Source organism: Roseateles chitinivorans, from assembly GCF_002761755.1.
GTDB lineage: Bacteria > Pseudomonadota > Gammaproteobacteria > Burkholderiales > Burkholderiaceae_C > Roseateles > Roseateles chitinivorans.
Map to the genome: position 1 here is coordinate 1 of NZ_PEOG01000098.1, position 15,244 is coordinate 15,244.

12 protein-coding genes are annotated in these 15,244 nt (G+C 71.6%); 2 read left to right on the plus strand and 10 right to left on the minus strand.

Annotated features, from left to right (window positions below):
• Positions 1–404 precede the first annotated feature (404 nt).
• From CS062_RS23195 to CS062_RS23235, 9 genes are all read right to left on the minus strand, one after another.
• Positions 405–791 carry a nuclear transport factor 2 family protein gene (locus tag CS062_RS23195; RefSeq protein ID WP_099864069.1) on the minus strand — a complete coding sequence of 129 codons (387 nt, stop codon included), beginning with the start codon at positions 789–791 and terminating at the stop codon, positions 405–407.
• A gap of 23 nt (positions 792–814) precedes the next feature.
• Complete coding sequence (locus CS062_RS23200) at positions 815–1,807, minus strand: ParA family protein (RefSeq protein ID WP_099864071.1); 993 nt, start codon at positions 1,805–1,807, stop codon at positions 815–817.
• Positions 1,804–2,991: an ATP-binding protein gene (locus tag CS062_RS23205; RefSeq protein WP_099864072.1), complete on the minus strand. Its 1,188-nt coding sequence runs from the start codon at positions 2,989–2,991 to the stop codon at positions 1,804–1,806. The genes CS062_RS23200 and CS062_RS23205 overlap by 4 nt, the downstream gene beginning before the upstream one ends.
• A gap of 87 nt (positions 2,992–3,078) precedes the next feature.
• Positions 3,079–4,122: a nicotinate-nucleotide--dimethylbenzimidazole phosphoribosyltransferase gene (gene cobT / locus CS062_RS23210; RefSeq protein WP_099864074.1), complete on the minus strand. Its 1,044-nt coding sequence runs from the start codon at positions 4,120–4,122 to the stop codon at positions 3,079–3,081.
• A gap of 40 nt (positions 4,123–4,162) precedes the next feature.
• Positions 4,163–5,713, minus strand: coding sequence for a cobyric acid synthase (locus CS062_RS23215; RefSeq protein WP_233218222.1), 1,551 nt, complete (start codon positions 5,711–5,713; stop codon positions 4,163–4,165).
• Positions 5,710–6,825 (minus strand): pyridoxal phosphate-dependent aminotransferase, encoded by a 1,116-nt coding sequence (locus CS062_RS23220; protein WP_099864075.1) that lies wholly within the window; start codon positions 6,823–6,825, stop codon positions 5,710–5,712. The genes CS062_RS23215 and CS062_RS23220 overlap by 4 nt, the downstream gene beginning before the upstream one ends.
• A complete protein-coding gene (gene cbiB / locus CS062_RS23225) occupies positions 6,822–7,805 on the minus strand; it encodes an adenosylcobinamide-phosphate synthase CbiB (RefSeq protein ID WP_099864077.1) in 984 nt (327 codons plus the stop codon). The genes CS062_RS23220 and cbiB overlap by 4 nt, the downstream gene beginning before the upstream one ends.
• Positions 7,806–7,854: 49 nt before the next feature.
• The gene (gene cobO, locus CS062_RS23230) at positions 7,855–8,424 is read right to left on the minus strand and encodes a cob(I)yrinic acid a,c-diamide adenosyltransferase (protein ID WP_099864078.1); all 570 of its coding nucleotides are present in this window, start codon (positions 8,422–8,424) and stop codon (positions 7,855–7,857) included.
• Positions 8,425–8,499: 75 nt separating this feature from the next.
• Positions 8,500–10,437 (minus strand): TonB-dependent receptor, encoded by a 1,938-nt coding sequence (locus CS062_RS23235; RefSeq protein WP_199174331.1) that lies wholly within the window; start codon positions 10,435–10,437, stop codon positions 8,500–8,502.
• 58 nt (positions 10,438–10,495) lie between these two features.
• Between CS062_RS23235 and CS062_RS26665 the strand changes: the two genes are divergently transcribed.
• Positions 10,496–10,759, plus strand: a complete 264-nt coding sequence (locus CS062_RS26665) for a hypothetical protein (protein WP_199174332.1) — start codon at positions 10,496–10,498, stop codon at positions 10,757–10,759.
• Positions 10,760–10,763: 4 nt separating this feature from the next.
• On the opposite strand, the gene cobN is transcribed toward CS062_RS26665, so the two are convergent.
• Positions 10,764–14,852: a cobaltochelatase subunit CobN gene (gene cobN / locus CS062_RS23240; protein WP_099864082.1), complete on the minus strand. Its 4,089-nt coding sequence runs from the start codon at positions 14,850–14,852 to the stop codon at positions 10,764–10,766.
• Here cobN and CS062_RS27105 point away from each other — a divergent pair.
• Positions 14,830–15,244 (plus strand): hypothetical protein (locus CS062_RS27105; RefSeq protein ID WP_233218223.1); only part of this gene is annotated, 415 nt, incomplete at its 3' end. The genes cobN and CS062_RS27105 overlap by 23 nt on opposite strands.

Consider the following 15,244-nt stretch of genomic DNA (forward strand, 5'->3'; position numbering starts at 1 on the left):
CCGAGGCGGCGAGGCCGACGGCCGAGGCCAGCACGGCGGCCGGACCCGGCGCGGCGAGGAGGGGAAGGGGCGTGTCGGCGGCGGCCCGCGCGGACGTGCCGGCGAACAGGCTCAGCGCCAGCGACAGGCGCGCCAGGGGCGGTCGGGACATGAGGAGCGGTCCTTGTGACAGGCGACGGCTGGCTCACTCATGTTGGCTGGCGGAGCCCGCGATTATTTCATCGCTTCGGGCGCCGGCCGCAATCTCCCTGCAGCTCGCGGGTCACCGCGGCGCTGGAGCCGGCGGAAGGCCAGGCGCTCCGCAATCTCGGATCAGCAAATCCGCCAGCAGGCTGGCCGGCGTGGCGGAGGTCCCGGTGTCGCTCCTGAGGAGCGCGGCCACCGGTGTCGTGCCGCGTCGGCCCTCACCAAGGCTGCGCCGCCGGCGTCCCCTGGTGGTACCGCATCTGCCATCCCTCGGCTGTCTTCAGCCACAGCGAGGACCGCAGCGTGTGATGGATCAGCGTGCCATCGTCCTGGCGATGGGCCGAGCGGTAGGTCAGCAGCGCGGCGTCCGGCGAGATCGGCGCGATGCGGAAGTCGTCGGGCACGATCTTCGGTGGCTCATGGTCGTCGGCGAGCCACGCGATGATCGTCGGCCGGTCGTACGCGCGGCCGGAGCGGCCGACCTCATGGAAGTCGGGATGCAGCAGCTGCGAGAGCCGCTCGGCGCTGCATCGCACGCCGGGGTGATGGAGCTCGACCTCCAGTGCGCGGAGGGTGTCGAGCAGCGACAGGGCGGTATCGGACATGAGGTGCGTTGCGTCAGGCGGGGCTATTCGAATGCGATGCCGCAATGGGCCGCCAGTCGACTCGCCAGATCATGAAAGTCCCGATAGCAGTCCTGGACCGCCTGGACATGCGCGCCGATGGCGCCGTCCGCGGGCTTCAACAGGAACATGGGCTTGTGCGCGTCCATCGCCATCGGCATCAGGCTTCGATAATGCTTCAGCAGCGCGAGACGGTAAGGGTCCTGGTCGACCTTGGGGGCATCGATCACTTCCTCGTTCAGGACCGCCTGGCGATAGACCGTTGGCACAGCCTCGATCCATCGCTGGTAGGCCTTGACGGGTCTGCTGTCACGAATGCTGTGCTGCATGACGACATATCCCGCGGGTTGCATCTCGCCCGACGGAAGGTCCAGGTCGTCATCGAAATCCTCGGCCCGCGCCAATCGATCCTTCCATTCGCGACGCCATGTGCGCAGCGACGGCCCCAGATTCTTCATTCCTTGAAGGGAGAACAAGTCCGGCGCAAGTGGCAGGACGATGTGTTCGGCCGCCAGCAATGCCGATCGGTTGATGGCACCCAGATTCGGACCGACGTCGATCAGAACCAGTTCCGCCTTGAATTCCTTTGCGGCCGACCGGATCAGACGATGAAACGCCGTGACAACCCGGAAAGCCCCTTCTTCTCCGCCCAGACACTTGACCCAGTTCTCTGAAAGCAGGTCCTCGAATCGTGAGAGGGCCAGCTCGCCGGGAAGCAGTCCGAGGTGCTTGTGGATCCGTTCGATGTGCGGTTGGGCGATGTCGCCCTTGCGCGCGATCAACGGACGCAAGGCCGAGAAGAGCGTCTGATCGCGGGCATCGTCCCAAAGATCCAGCAGAGCGTCGTCCTCGAGGAACATCGAGGTCAGATTGGCTTGCGGATCCAGATCCGCGACGAGGGTGCGCACGCCCGCCTGGGAGAACATCCACGCCAGATGGAATGCCAGCGACGTCTTTCCGACGCCGCCCTTGTTGTTGAAGAACGCGATCGTCCTCATGGGATTCGCTTCCGCAAGACGGCCAGGACGATGTTGTCCTCGATCTGGAACTCCACCGGCGGATTGCCATTGCGCTTCAATGCATCCTGCGCCCTCAGGATGCCGTAGCCGAAGCGGTTCACATAGCCGAGCGCCTTCATGGCCTCGGCAAGGATGGGGTTCCGATAGCTGTTGCGCCGGCTCAGCGTGTCAGGCGTCACTTCGCCGAAGAGCCCGCCCGGGCTTTGAATCTCGATCCGATCCTCAAACCAGTAGAACCGGATCGGCGTGTTGGACTGGTAATCGCGATGCATGACGGCATTCATCAGCACTTCCCGTATCGCCACTTCCGGATAGTCGGGCCGCAACTCCTCTCGAAGGGCGGAGACCTTGTCCTGGGAGACGCCGTTTCCGGACCTGACGCGACTGTCGAGTTCCCGAAGGACGCTCAGCAGATCGCCCGAAATCTCTTGTTGGTCGATGGGGGCCTCGGTCAGTGAGACGCCCGGCATCTGCAGGAACTGGATATAGGCGCCGGGCAGGAAGAAGCGAGGGTTCTTGCCGAAAAGAAGAATGCCCGCCGTCGTCGCGCATCCCCGCCGATCGTCGAAGAACCGCAGCGACGCCAGTTGCTGCTGCAGCGACCGATGGTTGGCTTCAATGACGTCCGCGGCGACCACACCTGCTCGATAGCTCGCGAAGAGCGGCAGCGACAGTTCCTCGATCGTCGCTTCGGGAACGGGCTGGGCGTCAAAAGTACGCGCAATCGCGATGCGCCTTTCGGTGAGACGCCGCTCGTCCTGTTCGTTGGCGATGCCCCGCCGGGGACCGATCCGCACGTACACCTGGCCCTTGTAGCGCACGGGTGGCAAGTGGGAGGGCTGTACCTCCACCACCGCCACCTCGCCCTCCGCCAAAGCGACTTTGCCGACCGTCAGCGAGGGCAGGGGCTGGATGTTGCCGTCCGACCTCAACGCCGCGAGGTTCTGCAGCAACTGGTCCGTGATCTCGAGTCCTGCGAGAGAGCCGTCCTTGTCATTGGCGCCCACGATGAGGTAACCCGGCAGACGATGGTCGGCCAGGTCATTCGCGAAGGCGCAGACGGCCTCCGCGAACTTGTCGGTCTTGGTCGTCGAGATGGTGCGCTCCACGCGATCCGACTCGAGGTCGGCCAGGAGTGCAGCCAGTTCGTTTGGATTGAGCATCGAGGGATCGGCCTGGCAAGATGGCCGTCCTCATTGTGGCTCGATTCCGGCGTGATCCGGCTAGCGGGCAGGCGAGGGAATCTCCGCTCAGGCCCGATCGCTCACCCCCGCGGCGTCGAAGCTCGCCATCTCGCCGAGCAGGCGGCAGGCCGACGCCAGCAGCGGCCAGGCCAGCGCCGCGCCGGAACCCTCGCCCAGGCGCAGGCCCAGGTCGAGCAGCGGCTCGGCCTGCAGCGTGTCCAGCATCAGCCGGTGCCCCTGCTCGTTGGAGCGGTGCGCGAAGACGCAGCGCTCCAGCACCGCCGGCTGCAGCGCCGATGCCACCAGCACCGCCGCTCCGGTGATGAAGCCGTCCACCACGATCACGCGACGCTCCTGCGCCGCCTGCAGCACCGCGCCGACCATCATCGCGATCTCCAGGCCGCCCAGCGCGGCCAGCGCCGCCAGTGGCTCGGTCGCGCGCGGATGCCGGTCCAGGGCGCGCGTCAGCACCTCCAGCTTGTGACGCAGCTGCGCGTCGTCCAGGCCGGTGCCGCGGCCCACGCAGGCCGCGAGCGGATGTCCGCCCAGGCGCGACAGCAGCAGCGCCGCCGACGAGGTGTTGCCGATGCCCATCTCGCCCAGCAGCAGCACATTGCCCGGGCGCTTCTGCAGCAACGTCTTGCCCGCCGCGATCGCGGTCGCGCATTCGTCCATGGTCATCGCCGGGCCGTCCAGCATGTCGCGGCTGCCCATGGCGATCTTGGCGATCAGCAGCCCGGGTCGCGGCTCGAAGACATGGCGCACGCCGGCATCCACGATGCTCAGCTGCAGCCCGTGCTGGCGCGCCAGCACCGACACCGCCGCGCCGCCCGCCAGGAAGTTCTCCACCATCTGCCAGGTGACGTCCGATGGATAGGCCGACACGCCATGCGCCGCTAGCCCGTGGTCGGCCGCGAAGACCATCAGCTGCGGATCGACCAGCCGCGGCTGCTCGCTGCCCAGGATCAGCCCCAGGCGCAGCATCAGCCCCTCCAGCCGGCCCAGCGAGCCCAGCGGCTTGGTCTTGCGATCGATGCGATGGCGCAACGCGGCGGCCAGCGCGTCATCGTGCAACGAGGGGATGGCGGGGATCAGGTCTTGGGTGGTCATGGGGACTTCGGGTGACGTCAAGGAGAGAGGGGCGCGTCGCTCAGCGTGGTGCCGCGGGCCGCGGCGTCGATGGCGACGATGTCGCCGGCGACAGCAGGCCGTCCAGCGCGCCGGGCTCGAAGTGGCGATCGACATAGTCGGCCAGTTCGTCGAAGACCTGGTCGAGCGGACGGACCGGACGGTCGAACAGCGCGGTCAGCACGCGCTCGTCCTCGAACAGGCCGTGCAGGTAGTGGCCCAGCACCGGTCCGTGCTGCCAGCCGATCGGCTCGCCGCGGTCGTCGAACAGCACCGGCCGCGCCTCGGGCAGGGCGGGATGCTGCGCGGTGCGGCCGTGATGGATCTCGTAGCCGCGCGCCGGCTGCCCGCCGAGCGTCGACCATGGCGTTGCCAGCGCCGGCGCGAAGCGGCAACTGCTCTCGCGCAGCAGCTTGTCGCGCTCGAACAGCGTCACCAGCGGCAGCAGCCCCAGGCCCGGGGCGTTGCCGTCCAGGCCATGCGGGTCGACCAGTGCCTCGCCCAGCATCTGCAGGCCGCCGCAGATGCCCAGCACCGGCCGGCCGGCGGCGGCGTGCGCCGCGATCGCCACATCGAGGCGCTGTGCGCGCAGCCAGGCCAGGTCCGCCGCCACCGCCTTGGAGCCCGGCAGCACGATCCAGTCCACGCCGTCGAGCTCGGCCGGCGAGCGGGCCCAGCTCAGCCGAACGTCGGCCAGATTGCGCAGCGGCTGGAATTCGTCCAGGTTGGACAGGCGGGGATAGGCGAGCACCGCGATGCGCAGCGCGCGGCCCGTGCCGGTGCCACCGGTGGTGCGGTCGTCGAAGACGCCGTCCTCCTCCGGCAGCCCGTGGCCGCGCCACATCGGCAGCGTCGCGAGCGTCGGCACGCCGGTCAGCTGCTGCAGCATCTCCGGCCCCGGCGACAGCAGCGACGCATCGCCGCGGAAGCGGTTCAGCACGAAGCCGCGGATCAGCGCGCGTTCCTCGGCCGGCAGCAACTGGTGCGTCCCGTAGAGGTGCGCGAAAGCGCCGCCGCGGTCGATGTCGGTCACCAGCAGGCAGGCGGCGCCGGCTTCGCGGGCGGTGCGCATGTTGACGTAGTCGCTGCTGTGCAGGTTGATCTCGGCGGGCGAGCCGGCGCCTTCGATGACGACCACGTCGTTCTCGTCCAGCAACGCCTGCAGCGCGCCGCGCGCGCGGAGCCAGAGCGCCTCGCTGCGTTCGCGCCAGGGCGCGCGGCTCAGCGCCTCGTCGACCTCGCCGAGCACCACCACCTGCGAGGCGGTGTCCTTCTCCGGCTTCAGCAGCACCGGATTCATGCGCACCTCGGGCCGTGCGCGAGCGGCCAGCGCCTGGAAGTACTGCGCGGCGCCGATCTCGCCCTGCCGGCCGCCGAGGCCTGGCACGACGCGCGCGTTGTTGCTCATGTTCTGCGCCTTGTAGGGCGCCACGCGCAGGCCCTGGCGCGCATACCAGCGGCACAGCGCCGTCGTGAGGAAGCTCTTGCCCGCGCCGCTGGTGGTGCCCAGCACCATGACCGCGCGGCCGCGGCCGGAAGTCGCCCGCGGTCGATCGCTCTCGCCCTGGCTCATTGCGTGGTCTCCACCGGCACGGTGGTGTCGAACGCCCCATGCCCTGACGGCACCGCGGGCAGTGCCCGGTGGCCACCGAAGGTCTGCATCGCGGCCGCCAGTGCGTCGACGGCTTCCGGCGCCTGCACCGAGACCCGCACCAGGCCCGGCAGGCCGAAGGAGCTGGCGTCCCGGAGCTTGATGCCCAGCGCCCGCAGGCCTTCCAGCAGCGGCTCCGGCGTCGCCAGCCAGGGGGCCGGCAGCGCCGCGAGCCAGAAGTTGGCGACACCGCCATCGATCTGGTCGAAGCCCAGCGCCGCCATCCGGTCCCATTGCGCGGCGCGCCACTCGCGCAGCAGCGGCAGCGAAGCCTCGAGCTCGTCGCGGATCGTCGGCGTGGTCCAGGCCTCGAGCAGCGCCTGGCCTTCGGCCGAGAGCACCCAGCTGGGCGCCAGTTCCGCGACGCGGTCGATCCAGAGGCCATCGCGGGGCCCGAGCAGGTAGGCGCCACGCACGCCGGTCATGCCCATCGCCTTGTTGGGGCAGAGCAGCCGCCAGGCGCCGTCGGCGATCGCCTGCGGCAGGGCGCAGGCGCCGCCCAGGCGCAGCGCGCCGTAGGCCTGGTCGACGACGAGCTGCGACCCGCTGTGGCCGAGCGCCAGCGCGACGGCGGTCCATTCGGCCGGGCCGAAGCTCGCGCCGGTGGGATTGTTGGGATCGCAGACCCAGACCAGCGACGGCAGGGTCAGGGTGTCGGCGAGCTGGAAGGCGTCCTCATAGCCGCACACCTGCAGGCCGAGCGCATGCGCCGCGGCGGCGTAGTCGCCGAAGCCGGGCTGCGGCACGCACACGCGGGTCACGCCCGACAGCATCGCCGCCAGCGTCAGCCGGCGGATCGCTTCCGAGCCGCCGGAGGCCGGCAGCACCCGGTCGGCGTCGACACCGTGCCAGTCGCCCAGACGCGCGCGCAACGTCGCGTAGGCCGGGTCGGGATAACGCAGCCGGTCCGCGCGCAGCACCGCGTCGAGCGCGGCCGGCGGCGGACCCAGCGGGTGGGCATTGGTGGAGAAGTCGTGGCGCACCGGCGGGCCGGCGTCGGTGCCGCCGTGCAACGGCAGGGGGAAGCGGCTCATCGCGGGCCTCCGAGGATCAGGGCCAGGCCCAGGCCTGGTGCGAATGCGCCGCGCACCGCCGCGGCGCCGAGCGCCAGCAGGACGGCCAGGCCCAGCAGCGCGCCGGCCGCAAGGCGCTGGGCGGCGCCGATGTCGTCGGCGACCACCGGTGCGCCGGACGGGTTCAGGGTGTAGTGGCCGGGCTTGCCGAGGACCCGGCCGAGCCGCAAGGCCATCGCGCCCATCGGCCAGCCGCCATTGGGGGAGGGCGTGCGGCGGGCTTCGCGCAGCAAGGGCCCGAGCAGGGCCGGCCGCAGCGCGATGAGGGCCAGGCCGGTCAGGCGGGCGGGGATCCAGGACAGCAGGTCGTCGGCCCGCGCGGCCCATTTGCCGGCCCATTCCCAGCGGCCGCGATAGCCCCACATCGCATCGGCGGTGTTGGCGAAGCGGTAGGCGGCGGCGCCAGGCAGGCCGGCGAGCATGAACCAGAACAGCGGCGCCACGACCGAATCGTTGAGGTTCTCGGCGAGGGTCTCGATGGCGGTCTCGCGCACCTCGACCGGCGAGAGGCGGCGGGTGTCCCGGCTCACGAGGCGGGACAGCCGGGAGCGGCCGTCGTCGAGCGAGCGGGCCAGCGCGGTCTCGACGGCGGTCACCTCGTCGCGGAGCATGCGCCAGGCCAGCATCGGCTTGAGCGCGAGTCCGATCAGCAGGGCCGCCGCGCCCAGCCGCCAGCCGCCGAGCCAGGGCTCGAGGCCGGCGATGATCGTGTGCTCGATCGCCCAGCCGACGACGGCGACGACGAGGAGGCCGATCGTCCAGGCGACCGCGCCGCCGATAAAGGCGGCCTTGGACGACATCCCGCACAGCCGATCGCCGAAGAGCGCCAGGAAGTGCCCCATCCCCACGACCGGATGCATCGCGGCCGGCGGTTCGCCGAACCAGCGGTCGATCAGCAGGGCGATCGGGATCGCGAGAGCGAGCAGCCAGGGCATGGGCATCGTGGACATCGGGGCGGGGGCGGACCGGATCAGGCGCGCAGCTTAGCGGTCAATCCTCGATCCCCCGCTGCGCAGGGACACCGGCCTTGAAGTGGTGCTTGACCAGGGTCATCTCGGTGACGGTGTCGGCCAGGTCGATCAGCTCCTGCGGCGCGCCGCGGCCGGTCAGGCAGACATGCACATGGGGCGGCCGCTCGCGCAGCGTCTGCAGCACCGGCTCCAGCGGCAGCCAGCCGTATCGCAGCGGATACATGATCTCGTCGAGCACGACCAGAAAATGCTCGCCGCCCAGCACAGTGGCCTGCGCGCGCTCCCAGCCGTCGCGCGCCAGCTGCGCCGAGTGATCCAGGTCCTTGCTCTTCCACGAGAACCCGTCCCCGAGCCCCTCGATCGGCACACCGATCTGCTCGAACAGCCGATGCTCGCCGAAGCGCGCGCTCGGCACCTTCATGAACTGGTAGATGTGGACCTTCTTGCCGCGGCCATGCGCCCGCAGCGCCAGGCCGAAGGCGGCGGTGCTCTTGCCCTTGCCGTTGCCGGTGTGGACCAGCACCAGTCCGCGGCGTTCACCGCTGGGGATGATGCGTTCGCGGTCGACGGGCGGTTGCTCGATTTCCATGAGGAGGCTCCGTGGGGTTCCGGATGACGGGATGGTCGGTCTGCGGGAGGAAAGGAAGAAACAGGACGGGTGCGTTCAGATCCGCGCCCGCAGGCTGAGGCGGAAGGTGCGCGGCTCCATCGGGTGCACGAGCCGCCCGTCGATGCCTTCGCCGTTGTTGCAGCCCGCGCCTTCGGCGCGGGTGCAGGCGGCGCCCCAGTACTCGATGTCGTTGGCCCGGGTGTCGAAGACATTCAGCACGTCCAGCCCGAGCTGCCAGCGGTCGCTGAGTTGGTAGCCGAGCCGCCAGTTGGCGGTGAACACCGCCTTGGACTGCTGCGTGCCGGTCTCCTCGAGCGCGTAGGCGCCCAGGTAGCGCAGCTTGACGCCGCTGGACCAGCGACCCGCCGGCGCCCAGTTGGCCGACAGCGAGGCCGACACCGGCACCGCATTGGGCACGCGCCGACCGCTGCCGAATTCATTCGATGTCGCCTCGACGAAGCGCGCCCGCGACCAGGCGAGGTCGGCGTCGATCAGCCAGTCGCGGCCGACCTGCACGTCGTTGGACCACTCCAGGCCGAGGCGCCGCGACGCGCCGCGCGCTTCGGTCACGCCCGCGTCGCCGACGAAGACCAGCTCCGAGGCCAGCCTGGCCTGCCACAGCGCCAGGCTGGTGGTCCAGCCCGCCGCCGGCCGGGTGCGCAGGCCCAGTTCGGCGCTCTGGGTGCGGGCCAGCAGCGGCAGGGTGTCGGCCGGGCTGCCGTCGGCCGGGTTGGTGGTGGTGGTCGCACCGCGTGCGTCGTTGGACCGGAAGGCTCGCGCCCAGTGCAGGTAGACCTCGGTGTCCGGAGCGACGCGCGCGATCAGGCCCAGCTTCGGGCTGAACTGCGACTGGCCTGCCTTGCCGCCGTTGCCCAGGTTGAATTCGCCGCCGGTGGGCGTGACCGCCGCGCGCATCGTGTCCCAGCGCCCGCCGACGGTGCTGCGCAGCCACTCGGTCCAGCGGCTGCCCCATTCGACGAAGACGCCGGCGCTGTCCTGCGTGACGCGGTCCTCGCGCACGGTGTGCGTGCGGACCCGGCCGACGGTGTCGTACAGGCCGAGCCTGCCGATCCGGTCGTGGCGCCATTGCAGGCCCCAGGTCAGCGTCTGATCGGCGGGCAGCCAGGCGGCCGGCAGCTGATGCTGGAGCGAGCCGCCCCAGAGTTGGCGCTGGTCCGCCTGCTCATGCTGGTCGCCGTCCGGGCCGTTGATGAAGCCGGACGGCGCGGAGAACAGGTTGAGCGCGTAGTCGATCACCCAGGCCTGCGCGGTCCACTGGCCGCTGCCCCGGTTGTAGGCGAGTCCGCCGCTCAGGCTGTGGCGGTGGGTGCGACCGCCGTCGTCGGGCGAGAGCGTGCCGTAGCGGCCGATCTCGCCGCTGTCGATGGCGCGCTCGGGCACATGCTCGCTGGCGCGCCAGCCGGCGCTGTAGCTCAGCAGGTCGACCTGCGCGCCGTTGCGCTCGTCGCCGCGGGTCAGCCGCAGCACCGCGTTGCGGCGGTGCAGATCCTCGGGCTGATCCCACGGGCCGTCATACCGGCTGCCCTCGACGGCGCCCAGCAGCGTCCAGCCGCCGCCCACCCGCGTGCTGCCGGCCGCCAGCGCGCGCTGGTAGCCGTAGGGGCCGGCGGTGAGCTGCGCGTAGGGGCGATCGATCTCGCCCAGGTAGCCGATGCGCGAGGCGCCGGTGGTGGCGAAGTCGCCGTCCTCCGCGGCGAAGGCGCCCTTGCGATAGCGCAGGCTCTCGACCAGCTCCGGGATCAGGAAGTTCAGGTCCATGTAACCCTGGCCGTGCGCATGGCTGGCCATGTTCACCGGCATGCCCTGGACGAAGGTCGCGAAGTCGCTGCCGTGGTCGAGGTTGTAGCCGCGCAGGAAGTACTGGTTGGCCTTGCCGTCGCCGCTGTGCTGGGTGACGGTCATGCCGGGCATCGCCTCCAGCAACTCGGCGGGGCGCAGCAGCGGGCGCAGCGCCAGACGCTCCACGCCCACCTCGCCCTCGGACGCGCTGGCGGCTTCGCCCAGCTGCGCTCGGCTACTGACGCGGACGGTGTCCAGCGTGCCCGACGGCGACGGGCCGGCAACGGGCGTCGTGGCCGATGCCGATGCCGATGCCGACGCCGACGCCGAAGCCGACGCCGACGCCGATGCCGATGCCGATGCCGATGCCGACGCCGACGCCGATGCCGATGCCGACGTGGCAGTCGCGGGCGAGGCGCCTTGCGCGCGAGCGTCCGCCGCTATCAGCGTCAGCACGGCGGCGAGGCTGGCCGCCAGGGCGGTTGGACGCGGTCCCCGCGCCGTGATCGAGTGAGGGGTCATGGAGCGGTCCGTTGCGGCATCCCGGGGGTGTTCTTGTCAGTTACGACCGCGCGGCGCGATTGCCACATCGCGCCGGCGCTCATCAGCAGCGCCATCGCGACCCAGGCCAGCGCCTGCTCGAGCCGCGCCGCCGTCGGCGCGGCCGGCGTCGGCTTCGGCGCATCGGGCACGCGCTGCAGCGCGAGGCCGCGCACGATCGGCGCCGGGGGCGCTGGCGACACCGGCGGCACGGCCGCGGCGGCGCGGTCGGGCGTCTTCTCCGCGGGGCGGGGCGGGGCGACCGGTGCGACCGGCGGCAGCGCAGGCACCGCCTGCGGCAGCTGATCCGCCGTCCAGCGCCGCACGGCGGCCAGCTCGTTGCTCAGCGGCGCGTCCTTCGTCAGGTCGCTGTACAGCGCGGCGAGGTCCTGCTTCGTCCGGGCATCCGGCTGCCAGTAGCCCATGCGCTCGGCCTGCACCAGCCGCTCCAGCGCCTGCGCGTAGGCCTGCGGGTTCTGCCGGAGCCAGGCAGGTACGCCGAGCTGGTGCCTGTCCTTGACCAGCACGTCGTAGAAGCTCTGCCAGTGGTCGGCGCGCACCGTGCCGGGCGCGATGCTCTGCCAGCCGAAGCTGTACTGCACCGCCTTGAGCACCTGCAGCGCGCCCGCCCAGCCCTCGGCCTGCTGCGCCTTCAACCAGCCGGGGTGGAGGTAGCGGCTCTGCATCTCCAGCGCGATCGCCTGCGCGGCGGTTTCGGTGTGCGGTTCGGCGGCGTCCTGCAGCTGGCTCACATGCAGGGCGATGCCCTGGGTGTTGCCCGCCACCCGCGCCGCCGCGGCCAGCCCGCCGAGGTACTGGAAGGGGTCGTCGCTGCTGACCATCGCGTAGAGGTGGCTGCTGCGCGACATCAGCGCCGCATCGGTATGACGCAGGTGCGCGCCCAGCGCCTGCCGCGCCTGTCCCGCGGGCACGGCGAGCGGCTCGCCGTCGACGTAGGGTTGGCTCATCGTCGAGAGGAACAGCTGGCCCAGCCGCGGATCGGGCCGGCCGTCTCCGCCCTGGAGGCCGTTGTCCTGCACCGCGTCGGCGATGCCGGTGCCGTAGTCGCCGGCCGGGTTGCCGAAGACACGGGCCTGCGCCAGCGTCCGCGCCTGCGCGGGCGACAGCCCGGCCTGGCGCAGCTCGGCCGCGATCACGCGGTTGTTGGCGGCGATGGCATTGTCCGGCTCGGCCTCGCCGGCGGCGGCGACCGCCTGATCCAGCAGCTTCATCAGCGCCGGGAACTGGTCGCGGTAGGAGCCGGTGATCGACAGCAGCACGTCGACCCGCGGTCGGCCCAGTTCCGACCGATTCAGCAGCCGGATCGAGGTCGGCCGGCCGGTGGCGTCCCACACCGGCATCGCGCCCAGCGCCACCAGCGCCTGTGCCTCCATCACGCCCTGATGGCGCAAGGTCTCGCCGGCCCACAGCGACAACGCCAGCCGCGTCGGCGCGGCGCCGGCCCGGGCCTGCTCGTCATACCAGCGCTTGAACAGCGCCTGCGCGGCCTCGAAGGCCTGCCGCGTCGGCAGCCGCGCCGGGTCGAGCCCGGTGAGGTTGCGCCCGGTCGGCAGGCTCTCCGGATTGCGCAGCAGATCGCCGCCGTAGGCCGCGGGAATGAAGCGGCCATCGAGCGCGCGCAGCAGGCCCGGCATCTCGCCCTCGGTCGACAGCCGCGTGGCCATCTCCTGCGCCCGCAGCGCGAGCTGGTACAGCGCCGCCTGATCGATCGGCTTGCGCGCCGCGCGGTTGGGCACGAAGCCGTCGCCGCAGGTCACCGGGGGAGCGCTCGCGGCGCCGCCGGGCGCCGAGGCCGCATGCAGCCGCTCGGCCGCGACGGCGGACGCCGCCGGGGCGGCCGCGGCCGTACCGGCTGCCACGCAGGCCGAAGGTCGCAGGTCCAGGCGGCTGGCCGCCTCCGCGTCCTTCAGCGCGAGATCCAGCCAGCGCGCCGGCCGCGCCTTCGCGACGCCCTCGTGGTTGATCAGGAAGGCCTCGTCGATGTCCTCGCCCAGCGCCTCGATCAGGGGCACGCGCAGCAGTTGCAGGATCGAGCCGCGGCGCTGGTCCTCGTCCGGGACCACGCCGAAGACCGCCAACCCCTTCGGCTGCGAACTCTGCGCCAGGCGGTCCAGGTAGGGATGCAGCAGTTCCAGGAAGCCGCTGAAGTCGGCCGCGATGCGCTCGGCGGTCCAGCCCAGGTCGCGATGCAGGTTGTGCTCGACGAACTGCTGCAGCATCCTGCGCTCCAGCCCCTGGCGCGTCGGGCCGGGATCGACCGTCTCCCACTCGTGCATCAGCTCATGCATGTGGGCCATGCCCGCGTTGAAGCCGGCCGGCGCGAAGCTCGGCGTGCGGTGGCTCACCATCAGCGCGCGGCCGCGGCGCTTGGCGGTGAGCGCCTCGCCGAGGTTGTCGACGATGTAGGGATAGAGGACCGGCGTGTCGCCCAGCGGCAGCCAGACGGGGTCCATCACGTCGGGACCGCGCAGCTTGCCCGGTGCCCATTCCTGCGTGCCGTGGGTGCCGAAATGGATGATCGCATCGGCCTGCCGCGCCCACAGGTAGGTGGCGAGGTAGTGGTGCGACAGCGGCGTCCGGCTGCGATGCATGAAGGGGTCCTGGCCGTTGCGCAGCGTCTCCTCGCGCGGCGGCTGCGGCAGCACCGTCAGCGCGCCGAGCTTCAGGCGCGGGATGACGAAGACCGGCTCGCCGTGTTGGCGAACGACATAGCGGCTGCTCGCGGGCGGGCCCCATTTCGCGACGATGGGATCGCGCACCGCCGCTGGCAGCGCGTCGAACCAGGCGGTGTAGCGAGCGAGCGGCAGGGCCTCGGCCTGGTCGGCGTCGAGCAGGGCCTGCAGGTCGGTGCCGGGATAGTAGGCCGAGAGCAGCGGCTTCAGGCCGGCGATCCAGTCGGCCTCCGCCTTCGGCGTGACGGCGTAGCCCGCGTCCTTCAGCCCGTTGCTGACGCGAGCCAGGCTGCGCGGCACGTTGAGGAAAGACGCGCCGAAGTTGCTGCCGCCGGGCGGGTAGTTGTAGACGAAGGCCACCAGGCGCTTGTCGGCGTTGGGCTTGGTCTGCAGGGTGATCCAGCGTGCCGCCTTGCCGGCGACGCTGGCGGCCTGGCGGTCGATGAGCTCGGGCTCGCCGCGCTTCGGATGAGCGACGACGACGACCGGGTCGATCAGGCCCGCCGCCTCCGGCTGCGCGAAGTAGAACGGGATGTCGGCCTGCGAGAGGCCGGTCTCGCTGCCTTCCCAAGCCGAGGCCTGGTCCTGCCGATAGGGCTGCGTCTGCAGCACCGGCACGCCCCAGCGCTCGAAGGTGGGCTGCAGGCTGGCGCCCTGCGGCAGCAGGCTGTGATTGACGATCACGCGGGCCTGGACCTGGCCGTCGTGCTCCAGCAGCGCCGCGAGCGGCTGGTCGCTGAGCTGGCCGCTGAAGGCGGCATAGGCCAGCAGGCCGCGCGAGCGGAACATCGCGAGCCAGCGGTCCAGCCAGGCGGTGTTGCCTTGGACGAAGTGGTAGCGGTGCAGCAGGATCGCGACCGGCTCGCCGCGCAGGCCCTGCTGCGCCGCCCAGGCGCGGAACTCGGCGGCGTCGGCGAACAGGCGCGGCGCGCCGGGGTAATGGATGCCGCGCTGAGGGATCAGCTGCGGCGGGCCGAGGTCGGGCGCGGGCGGGCCTGCGAGCCGCGCTCGTGCGAGCGCGAAGGCGGTCCGCGTGTTGGCCGGTCCGCCGGCCTGCAGGTAGCCGCGCAGGCTGCGGTCGCTGGCGTCGGGTTCGCCGGCGGGGATCCACAGCACCTGAGCGTCCGGCTTGCCGACGCGCCGCAGCGCGGCGTCGACGATCGGTCGCAGCCGTGCCTCGGCGGTCGGATGCGGGATGTCGACCCAGACGAGCGCGGCTTCGCGCAGCGCGCGGTCGAGCGCGGGGTCCTGCTCGACGGGCGCGCCGCGCAGCGGGTATTCGATCTGCCGGACGTCGAAGCCGGCGGCCCGGCCTTCGCGCTCGAGCAGCGCATGCTTGGCGGCGGGTGTGATGTCGACGCTGACGAACAGCACCGGCGTGCCGGCGCGCGTGCCGCCCGGGGGCGGTGCAACGCCGCTGGAGGGTGAGGGCGCGCCGGGTCCCGTGGCGGGCGCAGGCGAAGCAATGGTTCTGGAGCCGGTCGTAGCCGCGGCCGCGGTTGCAGTCGAAGTCGAAGTCGAAGTCGAAGTCGGAGTCGGAGTCGGAGTCGGAGTCGGGGTCGCGGTGGCGGTGGCGGTGGTGGTGGTGGCGGCGGTCGCGGTCGTGGTCGCGGTCGCGGTCGCGCCGATGGCGACCAGCGGCAGGACGCACGCCGCGGCGGCGACCAGGCTCAAGGCCGCGGTCGCGATGCCGCGTCCCAGCAGGGCACGGAGCGTCATGGCCCTGGCGTTCCGGCGGTGGTCGGCGTGGGCGCCGCGGCGGGGCC